General features: G+C 67.5%; 15 protein-coding genes. 11 read left to right on the top strand and 4 right to left on the bottom strand.

What is annotated here, in order from left to right; genetic code table 11:
• Positions 1-125: 125 nt before the first annotated feature.
• From AC5WJ1_RS06955 to AC5WJ1_RS06930, 6 genes are all read left to right on the top strand, one after another.
• On the top strand, positions 126-776 hold the full coding sequence (locus AC5WJ1_RS06955) for a DUF1345 domain-containing protein (RefSeq protein ID WP_133098301.1): 651 nt from the start codon (positions 126-128) through the stop codon (positions 774-776).
• Positions 777-854: 78 nt separating this feature from the next.
• A complete protein-coding gene (gene phnC, locus AC5WJ1_RS06950) occupies positions 855-1,703 on the top strand; it encodes a phosphonate ABC transporter ATP-binding protein (RefSeq protein ID WP_494476450.1) in 849 nt (282 codons plus the stop codon).
• Between the two features lie 61 nt (positions 1,704-1,764).
• Entirely contained in the window at positions 1,765-2,763 is a 999-nt protein-coding gene (phnD, locus tag AC5WJ1_RS06945) for a phosphonate ABC transporter substrate-binding protein (RefSeq protein ID WP_494476449.1), read from the top strand.
• 74 nt (positions 2,764-2,837) lie between these two features.
• Positions 2,838-3,650, top strand: coding sequence for a phosphonate ABC transporter, permease protein PhnE (gene phnE, locus AC5WJ1_RS06940; protein ID WP_494476448.1), 813 nt, complete (start codon positions 2,838-2,840; stop codon positions 3,648-3,650).
• A complete protein-coding gene (locus tag AC5WJ1_RS06935) occupies positions 3,647-4,210 on the top strand; it encodes a phosphonate degradation HD-domain oxygenase (protein ID WP_494476447.1) in 564 nt (187 codons plus the stop codon). The genes phnE and AC5WJ1_RS06935 overlap by 4 nt, the downstream gene beginning before the upstream one ends.
• Positions 4,211-4,215: 5 nt before the next feature.
• Complete coding sequence (locus tag AC5WJ1_RS06930; RefSeq protein WP_494476446.1) at positions 4,216-4,689, top strand: GNAT family N-acetyltransferase; 474 nt, start codon at positions 4,216-4,218, stop codon at positions 4,687-4,689.
• Positions 4,690-5,952: 1,263 nt separating this feature from the next.
• Here the strand turns inward: AC5WJ1_RS06930 and phnN are convergent.
• From phnN to phnF, 4 genes are all read right to left on the bottom strand, one after another.
• On the bottom strand, positions 5,953-6,528 hold the full coding sequence (gene phnN / locus AC5WJ1_RS06925; protein ID WP_135705095.1) for a phosphonate metabolism protein/1,5-bisphosphokinase (PRPP-forming) PhnN: 576 nt from the start codon (positions 6,526-6,528) through the stop codon (positions 5,953-5,955).
• Positions 6,525-7,247 (bottom strand): DUF1045 domain-containing protein, encoded by a 723-nt coding sequence (locus AC5WJ1_RS06920; RefSeq protein ID WP_494476445.1) that lies wholly within the window; start codon positions 7,245-7,247, stop codon positions 6,525-6,527. Before AC5WJ1_RS06920 ends, phnN begins: the two co-directional genes overlap by 4 nt.
• Positions 7,244-8,446, bottom strand: a complete 1,203-nt coding sequence (locus AC5WJ1_RS06915; protein ID WP_434034136.1) for an alpha-D-ribose 1-methylphosphonate 5-triphosphate diphosphatase — start codon at positions 8,444-8,446, stop codon at positions 7,244-7,246. The genes AC5WJ1_RS06920 and AC5WJ1_RS06915 overlap by 4 nt, the downstream gene beginning before the upstream one ends.
• Positions 8,447-8,515: 69 nt before the next feature.
• A complete protein-coding gene (phnF, locus tag AC5WJ1_RS06910) occupies positions 8,516-9,250 on the bottom strand; it encodes a phosphonate metabolism transcriptional regulator PhnF (protein WP_135705092.1) in 735 nt (244 codons plus the stop codon).
• 173 nt (positions 9,251-9,423) lie between these two features.
• Between phnF and phnG the strand changes: the two genes are divergently transcribed.
• Genes phnG through phnK form a run of 5 tightly spaced genes read left to right on the top strand, consistent with a single transcriptional unit; the run spans position 9,424 to position 13,377 of the window.
• Complete coding sequence (gene phnG, locus AC5WJ1_RS06905) at positions 9,424-9,924, top strand: phosphonate C-P lyase system protein PhnG (RefSeq protein ID WP_135705091.1); 501 nt, start codon at positions 9,424-9,426, stop codon at positions 9,922-9,924.
• A 1-nt stretch (position 9,925) separates the two neighbouring features.
• Complete coding sequence (gene phnH, locus AC5WJ1_RS06900; RefSeq protein ID WP_434034137.1) at positions 9,926-10,540, top strand: phosphonate C-P lyase system protein PhnH; 615 nt, start codon at positions 9,926-9,928, stop codon at positions 10,538-10,540.
• A gap of 1 nt (position 10,541) precedes the next feature.
• Positions 10,542-11,705 carry a carbon-phosphorus lyase complex subunit gene (locus tag AC5WJ1_RS06895; RefSeq protein WP_494476444.1) on the top strand — a complete coding sequence of 388 codons (1,164 nt, stop codon included), beginning with the start codon at positions 10,542-10,544 and terminating at the stop codon, positions 11,703-11,705.
• On the top strand, positions 11,702-12,604 hold the full coding sequence (locus tag AC5WJ1_RS06890; protein ID WP_133098233.1) for an alpha-D-ribose 1-methylphosphonate 5-phosphate C-P-lyase PhnJ: 903 nt from the start codon (positions 11,702-11,704) through the stop codon (positions 12,602-12,604). Before AC5WJ1_RS06895 ends, AC5WJ1_RS06890 begins: the two co-directional genes overlap by 4 nt.
• The gene (gene phnK, locus AC5WJ1_RS06885; protein ID WP_133098234.1) at positions 12,601-13,377 is read left to right on the top strand and encodes a phosphonate C-P lyase system protein PhnK; all 777 of its coding nucleotides are present in this window, start codon (positions 12,601-12,603) and stop codon (positions 13,375-13,377) included. Before AC5WJ1_RS06890 ends, phnK begins: the two co-directional genes overlap by 4 nt.
• Position 13,378 lies beyond the last annotated feature (1 nt).

The following is a 13,378-nucleotide window of genomic DNA, read 5'->3' as shown; positions in this document are numbered from 1 at the left end:
CGCTCGCGCCGCGGTGCAACATGGAGATGCGGCGGCAATGTCCGACCGGTTAGTCGGTATGCGAATTCCCGCCGCGCCCGCGCAGCGCCGGCAGCCTGCGCCCATGAAAGACAGTAGCCTCAGCCATGCACACGACACCCTTCATTGCCATCGGCAAACGACTTGCGCCGCCGCGCTTCCTGGTGTGCGGCGCCATCCTGATCGTCGCGACCGGCGCGGCGGCAGCACTCGGCGCGCAGCTGCGCATCGCGCTGCTGATCGGCTTCGATTTCGCCGCGCTGGTCTTCCTTGGCGCCGCGCTGCCGCTGTTGCGCGCCGATGCCGCTACGATGCGGCGCACCGCAGAACACAACGACGCCAACCGGCCCGCATTGCTGGCAATCACCGTGCTGCTGTCGATGGTCATCCTGGTGGCGATCGGCACGCTGGTCGCGCGCCCCGGGACGCCGCACTGGCTCGACGTCGCGCTGATCGTCGCCACGCTGGTCCTGTCCTGGCTCTTCGCCAATACTGTCTTCACGCTGCACTATGCGCATCTCTTCTACCTGCAGTCGCCCACCGGCGACCGGCGCGGACTGGAAGTGCCCGGCGTGCGGGAACCCGGCTACTGGGACTTCCTGTATTTCAGTTTCACGCTGGGCATGACGTTCCAGACGTCGGACATCACCATTCACGGCGCGCATATGCGCAGGGTGGTGCTGGCGCACTGCATGGCCGCGTTCCTGTTCAACATGGGGATCCTGGCGTTCACCGTGAACGCCCTCGGCGGCTTGTAGCACGGGTGGTCCGGCGTTCATCTGTCTGACATATACGCCCGCCAGAATCCGTGACGTCATTCAAGCCACGGAGTCGTCATGACCCACACAATTGAAGTCCGCGGGCTTTCCAAATCGTTCCGCGCGGACCGCAAGGCGCTTGACGAGGTCACGCTTAGCGTTGCCCCCGGCGAAATGGTTGCACTGCTGGGCGCCTCGGGATCGGGCAAGTCTACGCTGCTGCGCCACATGGCCGGCTTTGTCACCGCCGATGCCGGCGAGATCCTGGTCAACGGCCGCCCGGTGCAGCGCAATGGCCGCCTGGCCCGCAACGTGCGCCAGGTGCGCGGCGAAATCGGCTTCGTCTTCCAGCAGTTCAACCTGGTGGGCCGGTTGCCGGTGATCACCAATGTGCTGGTCGGCATGCTGGCCCGCATCCCGAAATGGCGCAGCCTGTTCCGCATCTTCAAGGCCGATGAACTGCGTGCCGGGCTCGATGCACTCGCCCAGGTTGGTATAGACGACTATGCGTTTCAGCGCGCCTCGACGCTGTCGGGCGGCCAGCAGCAACGCGCGGCGATTGCGCGCACGCTGGTGCAGAACGCGCGCGTGATCCTGGCCGACGAACCGATCGCCTCGCTCGACCCGGAGTCGTCGCGCCGCGTGATGTCGCTGCTCACCCAGATCAACCGCACGCGCAAGGTGGCGGTGGTGGTATCGCTGCACCAGGTGGACGTGGCCATGCGCTACTGCCCGCGCGTGGTGGCGCTGCGCCACGGCAAGGTGGTCTATGACGGTCCCTCGGCGGCGCTGACGTCGGCCATGCTGCGCGACCTGTACGGCACCGAGGCCGACGAGCTGCTGCATGATGCCGCAACGGATGCCGACGAACGCGCCGCGGCAATGCCCGCGCCCGCGATGGTCACCATGAACCTGGCGGCCGCCTGAGCGCCGCCCCTTCCCGCCCCTTCCCGCAGTCTTTCCCAAGCTTTCCCAATCGGAGTTGTCCATGCTTCGCAGAACCTTTGTCGCCGTCGTCGCTTCCGGCCTGGTCGCCCTGCCGTCCCTGTCCGCATTTGCCCAGGACGCCAAGAGCCTGAACATCGGCTTTATCTCGACGGAGTCGTCGTCAAACCTGAAGGCAGCCTGGCAGCCGCTGATCGACGATCTCAGCAAGACGCTGGGCGTGACGGTCAAGCCGTTCTTCGCCTCGGACTATGCCGGCATCATCGAAGGCATGCGCTTCAACAAGGTCCAGATCGCCTGGTTCGGCAACAAGTCCGCGATGGAAGCCGTGGACCGCGCCAATGGCGAGGTCTTTGCCTCGGTGATCGACAAGGACGGCAACCCGGGTTACTGGTCGCTGCTGATCGTCAACAAGGACAGCGACCTGAAGAGCGTCGAGGACGTGATCAAGCGCGGCAAGGAGCTGAGCTACGGCGCCGGCGACCCCAACTCGACCTCGGGCACCGCGGTGCCGGGCTACTACCTGTGGACCGCCAACAAGGTCGACCCGAAGACGCTGTTCAAGGCCGTGCGCATCGGCAACCACGAAGCCAACCTGCTGTCGGTGCTGAACAAGCAGGTCGACGTGGCGGTGAACAACACCGAAAACATGGGGCGCTACCGCATCAACACGGGCAAGAATCCGTTTGACCAGGTACGCGTGCTGTGGAAGTCGCCGCTGATCCCGGCCGATCCGATGGTCTACCGCAAGGACCTGTCGCCCGAGCTGAAGAAGAAGATCCAGACCTTCTTCGTCAACTACGGCAAGGGCACCGACGCCGCACGCGAGAAGCAGGTGCTGGCCGCGCTGACGTACCAGGGTTTCCGCCCCTCCACCGACGCGCAGCTGGTGCCGATCCGCCAGATCGAGCTGGCCCGGGAGAAGGCCAAGATCGAGACCGACACCACGCTGGCCGCTGCCGACAAGGACAAGCGCCTGGCCGACGTCTCGCGCCGACTGGCCGAGCTGGACAAGGCCGCCGCGGCCACCTCCGCGCAGTAAGCTGCGCCTTGCAGGGCCGGCCTGGCGCCGGCCCTGTGCCGTCCCCACATTCCCTGCTTCAAACCGGATTGCCCATGACCGCCACCGCCACGCCCGGCCTGCCCCCGTCGTCCCAAAACCCCGCCAGGCCGCCGCGCACGTCCCTTGCCATGACGCTGACCTGGGCGGTCGTGCTGGCCTTGCTCGGCCTGTCCTGGCAAGGCGCCGACATGCGCCCGCTGGACCTGCTGCGCGATTCCGACAACATGGCGAAATTCGCCGCCGAATTCTTCCCGCCCGATTTCCGCGACTGGCGCCACTACCTGGACGAGATGCTCGTCACCGTGCAGATCGCGCTGTGGGGTACCGCCATGGCAGTCGCGATGGCGGTGCCGCTGGGGCTGCTGTGCTCGGCCAATATTGTGCCCGCGTGGGTCTACCAGCCGGCGCGCCGCGTCATGGATGCCTGCCGGGCCATCAACGAGATGGTGTTCGCGATGCTGTTCATCGTCGCCGTCGGCCTGGGACCGTTCGCTGGCGTGCTGGCAATCTGGATCCACACTACCGGCGTATTGGCCAAGCTGTTTGCGGAGGCGGTCGAGGCGATCGACCCGCGCCCGGTCGAAGGCGTGCGCGCCACCGGCGCCGGCCCGGTCGAAGAGATCGTCTACGGCGTGATTCCGCAGGTGCTGCCGCTGTGGCTGTCGTTTGCGCTGTACCGCTTCGAGTCGAACGTGCGTTCGGCTTCGGTGGTGGGCATTGTCGGCGCCGGCGGCATCGGCTCCGTGCTGTGGGAAATCATCCGCAGCTTCCAGTATGGGCAGACCTGCGCGGTGATGATCATCATCATCCTGTTTGTGTCGAGCATCGACATTATTTCGGCGCAGATTCGCAAGGTGCTGGTGTGAGCGACTCGCTGACGATCGAACGCATCGAAGCCCTCTTCGCCAGCCATGGCACCGAATGGTATGGCGGCGAGTCCATCAGCCAGACCGCCCATGCGCTGCAGTGCGCGCAACTGGCCGAACAGGCCGGCGAGCCCGATACGCTGGTCGTAGCGGCCCTGCTGCACGACATCGGCCACCTGATGCTCGCCGAAAGCACCACCACCGACATGCGCCACCAGGAGGCCGCCGCCGACGCGCTTGCGGCGCTGTTTGGCGAGCATGTTACCGAGCCCGTGCGGCTGCACGTCGCCGCCAAGCGCTACCTGTGCGCGGTCGATCGCGCCTACTTCGACACCCTGTCGCCCGCCTCAGTGCAGAGCCTGGCGCTGCAGGGCGGGCCCTATGACGCGGCCGGCGCCGAGGCGTTCGCCGCCAGCGCCCATGCCGACGCCGCGGTGCGCCTGCGCCGCTACGACGACCTGGCCAAGGTTGTCGACCTGGCCAAGGTTGTCGACCTGGCCACGCCGCCGCTGGCACACTACCTCGCTATCGCCGCGCGCTGCGCGCACGCCCCCTCGTGAATGGTATGAACGGATTGCAGGACACGGCCGAAGCCGTGCTGGCGCTGCGCGAGGTGCGCGGTTCCGATGCCGAGCTGCGGCACCTGTCGGCGCTGCTCTCCGCCATGGATGGCGAGCCACCGTTGTCGCTGGAGACGATGCGCGAGCGGTATGCGACCATGCGGCGCTATCCGGATTATCGTTGCTACATGATGGTGGGGGCTGACGGGATACCGCTTGGCACGTTCAGCCTGCTGGTGTTTCCTGTGATGGTTCATGATGGACGGCCCGAGGCGATCGTCGAAGCCGTCGTGGTCGCGCCGCATGCGCGCGGCATGGGCGTTGGCAAGGCGATGATGCGGGAGGCCATGCGGCTGGCGCGGGAGGCTGGGGCTGCGAAGCTGGCGTTGTCATCGAATGCGCGGAGGCTGCAGGCGCATCGGTTTTATCGGGGGCTTGGGTTTATTGAGCATGGGGTTAGTTTTAGTGTTGGGCTTTGAGGCGGGGCTGTCGCTGTTGGTGACATGCTGTCGGGCTTTGACGCTTAGGTGTCGCTGTTGATGACATGCTGTCGGCCGTTGAAGCTTAGGTGTCGCTGCTGATGACATGCTGTCGGCCGTTGAAGCTTAGGTGTCGCGGCTGGTGACATGCTGTCGGCCGTTGAAGCTTAGGTGTCGCGGCTGGTGACATGATGTCGGCCGTTGAAGCGCCTGGTTCCGCCCTGCTGGGCGGGTCACTTTTTGGCCGAGCGCCAAAAAGTAACCAAAAAACGCGTCGCCTGAGCGGCTGGCTATCAATTCATCGGCGTGGGTCGTTCGGGCGGTGGTGATTTCCGGCCGATGTGGGTAGTGGTTCGAACCTGCTACGCCAGGTGAGTTTGGGATAGTGGCTGCGTCGACCCACTATTGAACGATCCCCATGCCGGGCGTAGGCCGCCTGCTGCATGCCATATCGGTGGGACGCCTTCGGCTGCGCTATGCGCGGGCCCAAGGTGACAGAGCGGCCGATTTGGATTTGGTCACCAACAGCGCCCCTGCGAGCGCAGCGACGCAGGTCCGTGCCAGGGCACCTCACCCGCGAGACTGAGCCGCGCGCAGCGCAGCCGAAGGCGTCCCCGCGTTGACGCCGGCAGCAGGCGGCCTACGCCCGTCCTGGGGATGGTTCAATAGTCGGGATTCGTCAGGGATAGTGGCTGCGTCGACCCACTATTGGACGATCCCCATGCCGGCCGTAGGCCGCCTGCTGCATGCCGTATCGGTGGGACGCCTTCGGCTGCGCTACGCGCGGGCCCTAAGGTGGCTGAGCGCCGATCTCGCCCTGGCCATTGCCGTCGCCGCCCAGCGAGCGAAGCGATGCGGGTTCGTGCCAGGGCACCCCACCCGCGAGCCTGAGCCGCGCGCAGCGCAGCCGTAGGCGATGATGCGATGCCGCAGGTAGCAGGCGGCCTACGCCCGTCCTGGGGATGGTTCAAAAGTGGGGATTCGTCAGGCACCGACATTCACTCACCTGGCGTAGCAGGCTGGCATCGCGACCACGCCTCACTGAGACCAACGCCGCCCATATAACCGGAAGCGCCAAATTGGCTCAGCCAGCCGCAGGCGACGCGCTTTTTGGTTACTTTTTGGCGCTCGGCCAAAAAGTGACCCGCCCAGGAGGGCGGAACCAGGCGCTTCAACGGCCGACAGCATGTCACCAGCCGCGACCCCAACGCTTCAACGGCCAACAGCATGTCACCAACAGCGACCCCAGTCCCAAAACCCCTGCTAATCCCCCCCAACCCCCACCACCCGCGCCAAAACCTCCGCCGATGCCCCCAACGCCCCACTGTTATCAATCTCCACCAACGAACACCCATCCGGAACATCAAACGCCTGCCCAGCACGCACCAGCCGCCGCGCGATGGCGTCTTCTGACTCGCGCCCACGCTGACGCAGCCGCGCAGCCAGCACCTCTGGCTTGACCCGTACATGGATCGCGCAAAGCTTCGGATAGCGCGCCACCGCCTGCGGCAGGTACTCCCGCGATCCATTGACGATCACCGTCAGCCCTGCGGCGAGCCACTGCTCGATCTCGACGCCAATGCCATAGTGCAGCCCATGGCTGTGCCAGTTCAGCGCCAGGCACCCAAGCGCCTGGCGGCGCCGGAACTCATCGGGACTAAGGGCCACCGACGCTTCGTTGGCATCGGCCTCGCGCGTGATATAGCGATGCGCCACCACGACGCGATCCTCTGGACCCAAGCGCTCGCGCAGCGCGCGCAGCAGCGAATCCTTGCCGCTGCCGGACGGCCCCATTACGTAGAACAGGCCACTGCCGTCAGTCTTGATTCCCGTATTCATGCGTCCAGGTACGCCGCACCGGCGCCATCATCGATACCGCCATCGAAGCCATAGTGGCGCCCGACGATAAAGGCGTCGCCCGCCTGCGGCTGCACGAACACACTGATGCCATCGACATGCAGCGGCGTTTCCAGCAGCTTGCCGCTATCCGCCGACAGCCGTGCCAGCGCGGCGGCCTCGCTGGCGGCATCGAGCATGCCCGTCAGCGTGATGTGGAAGACAAAGGTCTCGAACACATACGGATAGCCCCACGCATCGAGCATCTTGCGCTGTGCCGCGCTCAGCTGCTCCGGCACGCGTCGGGCCAGTTCGGCCGGGGCCGGCGGCGCCCGGAAGCGCTCGAATGCCACCACGCTGGCATCGGCCAACGCCTGCATCGGCGGCGACGCTTCGGCCAGGCACCATGCGACAAAGCCCCGCAGCGAGCGCAACGCCAGCGGCGTGTCGAACGCTGCGCGGCCGCGCGCAAAAGCACGGGCGGCGGCGTCGAGCTGCGCGGCGTCGGTGCCCTCGGCAAGCCGGAACGGCGGCTTCAGCGTGGCATGCAGGCCATAGTGGGCCGGCGCCCGCACCCACTCGGACGGCGGCGCTGTGAAGCCGGGCGGCATGGGCGCGGCGGCGCCGGAATCGGCATTGCGGCCGAGCCACTGGCTGCCGAAGGTACGGAGCGGCTCGCCCGGCGCCAGGTAGATCGCGTAACGGTGTGCGTGCATGGTCATGCCGCCAGTGTACCGGCGTCGGCAAGATCGACCAGCGGCGGCATCGCTGCGGCATGCTTCAGTTCGCCATTGACGATGGTGGCGCAGACGCGCGGCGCGCCGGGCTGCCGGTCGTCGACCAGGATCGCGTCGGCACGCAGGCCCGCGGCGAGCGTGCCGCGGTCGCGCAGTCCGGCGGCGCGCGCAGGGTTGCGCGACACGAGGTGCCACGCACCCTGCAATTCGAGCACGCACAGTTGCGCCAGGCGCAGCGCCGCCTGCAGCGGCGCCGGGTAGTAATAGTCGGAAGCGAGCACCGTGCACAGGCCGGCGGCGACCATCTCGGTCGCGTTGGGTGCGCCGGTGTGGCTGGTGCCGCGCACCACGTTGGGTGCGCCGAACACGATGTCGTCGCCCAGCTGGCGCGCCAGCGTGGCGGCGTCGACGGTCAGCGGAAACTCGGCGATACGGCAGCCGCGGCTGTGGTAGTGCTGGCGCGTGGCCACGTCCGGGTCGTCATGCGAAGCCACCGGCAGCCCTGCCGCGCGCGCCGCGGCGATCAGGCGCGCCATCGCCTCCGGCACTTCCTGCGCATTGGCGCTGGCCGCACGCAGGCGCCGGCGGAAGGTCTCGACGTCGCACTCGGCGCGTTCGGCGTATTGGCGCAGCTTGCCTTCGTCGGCCATGCGGCGCGCCATCATCGGCAAGTGGTCGTTGATGGCGAGCAGACCAATGCGCCTGTCGGCGATCCAGGCCAGCGCCGTATCGATGCCGGCGAGGTGGAATGCCTCGAAGCGCAGATGCACCTTGTGCTCGGCGCCCAGCACGGGGCGTAGCTGCGCGAGCGCTTCGAACATGCGCAGCGCATATGCTTCGCCGCGCAGCCCGCCCTCCCATGACAGGGTCACCCCATGGAACTCGGTGGTGATGCCGTTTGCCAGCAGCTGGCGGTCCACGTCGAGCAGCGCACCCGCGTAAGGGAAACTGACGCCCGGTCGCGGCATGACCGCGCGCTCGAAAGCGTCGCCATGGATATCGACGATGCCAGGCAGCACCAGCAGGTCGCCCGCGTCGATCCATAAGCCGGATGCAGGCGCATGCTGCACCACCGTGCCATCGCGCCAGCCTAGTGTAGCCGGCCCCAGGCCCGCTGCACCGAGCACGCGGCGCCCCGTGATGCCGCTCAGTTGCGGCGCTTGGGTTGGAATGATCGTATGCATGGACGGGACGTTAGCGCCGGCAAATGACAAGCAGATGTCTAGACCAATGCGCGCGGCGTCCGGGCAACGTCAGTCGGTGTCCGAAACCGTCAGCTGCACCCAATCCCCGGCAAAGCGCGTTACGCTGTACTGCACCGGCGCGCCGTCGATATCGACGTTGAGCGCCTCCACCTGCAGCACCGGGCGCGTCTTGGGCTGGTTCAGCAGCCGTGCCACCGGGGCGCTCGGCATCGCGGCGGTAATGCGCGACCACTTGCGGGTGTAGTCCGCGATGCCGAACTGCGCGAGCGCGCGCGACACCGATTGCTGCGCGCGCAACACCTCGTCGATGCCGGGGAAGCGCTTCGGATCGAAATAGTGCTCGGCAACGTCGATGGTGCGGGCCTCGGCCCGCCCGAGCATCTGCACGTGCAGCACCGTCGCAGTACGCGCCAGGCCCAGGTGGCGTGCGATCTCCGGCGCGCGCAGCTCCTGGCAGCCGATGATCTCCGTATGCCCGCGCATGCCCTGCGCGGCCAGGTTCTGCGAAAAGCGCGTGCGCCGGCCGATCGCATAGTCGATCGCATGCTCCTGCACGAAGGTGCCGCGGCCCTGCTCGATGCGCACCAGTCCGCTCAGCTCCAGCTCACCCATGGCGCGCCGGATGGTGTGCCGGTTCACGGCGAATCGTGTCGCCAGCTCCGGCTCCGGCGGCAGCTGCTCGCCGGGCTGGTACAGCTTGTTGCGAATGTCCTCCGCCAGCGCCTCGCCGATCTGGCGCCACACCGCCACGCCGGAACCCCGTTCTACTTCCCGATCAGACATCCTGCCCTCTTGTCATCAAGCGTTCATTGTTGCCATGCGATTGTGCCCGAGTTACTCCGGCATGGCACGGAGTCCGACTAATGCCGGGCAGCGTCACGAAACGTTCATCTGCCTGTGGTCTAGTAGCGGCGTGTTCACGTTGTGACATCTAAACGTATAGACGTATAGGGGTGATGATGCAAAGCGAAACCGCCGGTCCGGCAACGACCGATGCGAACCCGGCCCGCGCTGCGTGGCTGCGGGTATTGGCGATGGCGCCAACCGAGGCGCTCGACGCGGCCTATGCCCGGCTGGGCCAGGCAGCGGCCCTGCCCGCGTGGCGCCTGCTGCGCAAGCCGGAGTCCGGCATGGCGATGGTGCGCGCGCGTGCCGGCGGCACCGGAGCGCAGTTCAACCTCGGCGAAATCACGGTCACGCGCTGCGCGGTCGTGCTGGATGACGACGGTGCCGGCGGCACCGTAGGCGTTGCCTATGTACAGGGCCGCAGCACGCAACACGCGCAGCAGGCGGCGGTGCTGGACGCGCTGCTGCAGCGGCCGGCCTGGCACCAGCGCGTGCACGACGCGGTGCTGGCGCCACTGGCCGACGCCCATGCCGCACGCGCGGCCCGGCAGGCCGCTACCGCCGCGCAAACACGCGTGGAGTTCTTCACCATGGTCCGGGGAGAGGACTGACATGATTTCAACCCAACCCATGCTGTCCGCCGCCACTTCGCTGGTGCCGGGCTTCGACAACCCGGTCGACGACGCCCAGCAGGTGTTCCGCGCCACGCTGCATGCCTTTGCCCATCCCGGACAAGTCCAGTCCCTGCCGGCGACCACCGGCCTGCCCGAGGGCCTGTCGCCGGCGCTCGCCGCGCTGCTGCTGACACTGGCCGATCCCGACACCCCGGTGTGGCTGCCGGCGGGCGTTCCCCTCGCCGCACGCGCATTCCTGCGCTTCCATTGCGGCTGCCCGCTGACCGACGACCTCCGCGCCGCCACCTTCGTGTGCGTGCCCGCCGGCCACGCCATGCCGGCGCTGGCGGACTGCGCGCAGGGCGAGTCCGCGTTCCCGGACCGTTCGGCCACGCTGCTGGTGGAAGTCGCCTCGCTCGACGACGGCGACCTCTTCACGCTGCGCGGCCCCGGTATCGAACACACGCAAGCACTGCGCGTAGCCGGCCTGCCGGCCGGCTTCCGCGGCGCCTGGCGCGCCAACAACGCCGGCTTTCCGCTCGGCGTCGACCTGCTGCTCGCCAGCGGCGACCGGTTCTGCGCGCTGACGCGCACCACGCAGATGGAGGCCTGACATGTATGTAGCCGTCAAGGGTGGCGAACGCGCCATCCTGAATTCCTACCAGATGCTCGACGCCTACCGCCGCGGCGACACGGCGTTGCCCGAGCTGACGCTGGCGCAGATCCGCGAGCAGATGCCGCTGGCCGTGTCGCGCGTGATGGCCGAGGGCTCGCTGTACGACCCGCAGCTGGCCGCGCTGGCGCTGAAGCAGGCCGCCGGCGACCAGATCGAAGCGGTGTTCCTGCTGCGCGCGTACCGGACCACGCTGGCGCGTTTCGGCTATACCGTGCCGGTCGATACCGGCGCGATGCGCCTGCAGCGCCGGATTTCATCGACCTTCAAGGACGTGCCCGGCGGGCAGGTCCTCGGGCCGACCTACGACTACACGCAGCGCCTGCTGGACTTTTCGCTCGAAGCCGGCCGCGATCCCGCACCGCTGCCGCCTTCGGCCGAGCTGCTGCCCGCCAGCATGCCGCGCGTGACCGGGCTGCTCGAGGCGGAACAACTGGTCGAAGCCGACGAGATCTCCGCCGGCGACCCCGCCCCGCCCGACCTGACGCGCGAGCCGCTGACCTTCCCCGCCAGCCGCGCCGCGCGCCTGCAGAACCTGGCGCGCGCCGATGAAGGCTTCCTGCTGTCGATGGGCTATTCGACGCAGCGTGGCTACGGCAACTCGCACCCGTTCGCCGCAGAAATCCGCTACGGCACCGCCGAGGTCGAGTTGTTCGTCGAAGAACTCGGCTTCGCCGTGACGATCGGCGAAATCGAGCTGACCGAGTGCCAGATGGTCAGCCAGTTCACCGGAAACGCCGACGAAGCCCCGCGCTTCACGCGCGGCTACGGGCTGGTGTTCGGCTACAACGAGCGCAAGGCCATGTCGATGGCACTGACCGACCGCGCGATGCGCGCCGCCGAACTCGGCGAGGCCGCCGACGCCCCGGCCAACGATATCGAATTCATGCTGTACCACAGCGACAACGTCGAGGCCTCCGGCTTCGTGCAGCACCTGAAGCTGCCGCACTACGTGGACTTCCAGGCCAACCTGGAACTGCTGCGCCGCCTGCGCGCCGAGCAGGAAGGCACGGACGCCGCCGCGCAGGCCGAACCGCAAGCCACGCAAACCGCGCACCCCGAACCGCATCCCCAGCCCCAGCCGCAAGAGGAGACGCTGGCATGACCGCCGCGAACGCATCCGCCGCCACGGGCATCGCCCGCGACGAGCACTACAACTTCGGTTACCTCGACGAATCGACCAAGCGCATGCTGCGCCGCGCCCTGCTCAAGGCCGTGGCGATCCCCGGCTACCAGGTCCCGTTCGGCAGCCGCGAAATGCCGCTGCCCTATGGCTGGGGCACGGGCGGCATCCAGGTCACCGCGGCCATCATCGGCAAGCCCGACATGCTCAAGGTGATCGACCAGGGTTCGGACGACACCACCAACGCCATCAATATCCGCCGCTTCTTCGGCCGCGTGACCGGCGTGCAGACCACCGAGCGTACCGCCGAGGCGACCATCATCCAGACCCGCCACCGCATTCCGGAAACGCCGCTGCGCGCGGGCCAGACCATGGTGTTCCAGGTGCCGATCCCCGAGCCGCTGCGCTGGCTGGAGCCGAGCGAGACCGAGACCCGCACCATGCACGCGCTGTCGGAGTATGGCGCGATGCACGTGAAGCTCTATGAAGACATTGCCCATCACGGGCATATCGCCACCACCTACGACTATCCCGTGATCGTCAACCAGCGCTACATGATGCGGCCGTCGCCGATTCCCAAGTTCGACAATCCCAAGCTCGACCGCAGCCCCGCGCTGATGCTGTTCGGCGCCGGGCGCGAGAAGCGCGTCTATGCCGTGCCGCCGTATACCTCGGTAAAGAGCCTGGATTTCGCCGACCATCCCTTCACGGTCGAGAAATGGACGAGCTGCTGCGCGCAATGCGGCGCCACCGACAGCTACCTGGACGAGATCATCACCGACGATGCGGGCACGCGCATGTTCGTCTGCTCCGACACCGAGTACTGCGCCGACCGCCAGGCGGAACAGGCAGTCACGCAAGCCGCGGGAGGTGCACGATGAGCACGACCCCGCTGCTGTCGGTGCGCAACCTGACGCGCACCTGGGACGGCCTGCATGGCTGCCATGACGTCAGCTTCGACCTCTATCCCGGCGAAGTGCTGTGCGTGGTCGGCGAATCCGGCTCCGGCAAGAGCACGCTGCTGCAGGCCTTGTCGATGCAGGCGCCGCCGCAGCGCGGCAGCGTCAGCTATGACATGCGCGAATGCGGCCTGACCGACCTGGCCACGCTGTCGAGCGCACGCATGCGGCTGCTGGCACGCACCGACTGGGGCTTCGTGCGCCAGCATGCCCGCGACGGCCTGCGCATGCAGGTCAGCGCCGGCGCCAATATCGCCGAGCGCCTGATGGCCGTGGGCGAGCGCCACTACGGCAACCTGCGCGAAGTCGCCGGCAGCTGGCTGGAGAAAATGGAGATCGACCTGGCCCGACTCGACGACGTCCCCGGCACGTTCTCGGGCGGCATGCAGCAGCGCCTGCAGATCGCGCGCAACCTGGTCACGCATCCGCGGCTGGTGTTCATGGACGAGCCCACCGCGTCGCTCGATGTCTCGGTGCAGGCGCGCCTGCTCGACCTGTTGCGCCGGCTGGTCTCCGACCTTGGCCTGGCCGCCGTGCTGGTCACGCACGACCTCGCCGTCGCGCGCCTGCTGGCGCACCGCACGCTGGTGATGCAGGGCGGACGCGTGGTCGAGCAAGGCCTGACCGACCAGATCCTCGACGATCCGCAGCATCCCTACACGCAGCTGCTGGTCTCTTCCATCCTGCAAGGCTGAC

The sequence above is a fragment of the Cupriavidus sp. MEYA8 genome, assembly GCF_059278825.1.
Note: the sequence above shows the minus strand (reverse complement) of the source record. Positions and strands in the feature narration are given on the sequence as shown.

Coding starts and splice junctions, on each gene's coding strand:
- AC5WJ1_RS06955 (WP_133098301.1), top strand. CDS start 126: ATGCACACGACACCCTTCATTGCCATCGGCAAACGACTTGCGCCGCCG.
- phnC (WP_494476450.1), top strand. CDS start 855: ATGACCCACACAATTGAAGTCCGCGGGCTTTCCAAATCGTTCCGCGCG.
- phnD (WP_494476449.1), top strand. CDS start 1,765: ATGCTTCGCAGAACCTTTGTCGCCGTCGTCGCTTCCGGCCTGGTCGCC.
- phnE (WP_494476448.1), top strand. CDS start 2,838: ATGACCGCCACCGCCACGCCCGGCCTGCCCCCGTCGTCCCAAAACCCC.
- AC5WJ1_RS06930 (WP_494476446.1), top strand. CDS start 4,216: ATGAACGGATTGCAGGACACGGCCGAAGCCGTGCTGGCGCTGCGCGAG.
- phnN (WP_135705095.1), bottom strand. CDS start 6,528: ATGAATACGGGAATCAAGACTGACGGCAGTGGCCTGTTCTACGTAATG.
- AC5WJ1_RS06920 (WP_494476445.1), bottom strand. CDS start 7,247: ATGACCATGCACGCACACCGTTACGCGATCTACCTGGCGCCGGGCGAG.
- AC5WJ1_RS06915 (WP_434034136.1), bottom strand. CDS start 8,446: ATGCATACGATCATTCCAACCCAAGCGCCGCAACTGAGCGGCATCACG.
- phnF (WP_135705092.1), bottom strand. CDS start 9,250: ATGTCTGATCGGGAAGTAGAACGGGGTTCCGGCGTGGCGGTGTGGCGC.
- phnG (WP_135705091.1), top strand. CDS start 9,424: ATGATGCAAAGCGAAACCGCCGGTCCGGCAACGACCGATGCGAACCCG.
- phnH (WP_434034137.1), top strand. CDS start 9,926: ATGATTTCAACCCAACCCATGCTGTCCGCCGCCACTTCGCTGGTGCCG.
- AC5WJ1_RS06895 (WP_494476444.1), top strand. CDS start 10,542: ATGTATGTAGCCGTCAAGGGTGGCGAACGCGCCATCCTGAATTCCTAC.
- AC5WJ1_RS06890 (WP_133098233.1), top strand. CDS start 11,702: ATGACCGCCGCGAACGCATCCGCCGCCACGGGCATCGCCCGCGACGAG.
- phnK (WP_133098234.1), top strand. CDS start 12,601: ATGAGCACGACCCCGCTGCTGTCGGTGCGCAACCTGACGCGCACCTGG.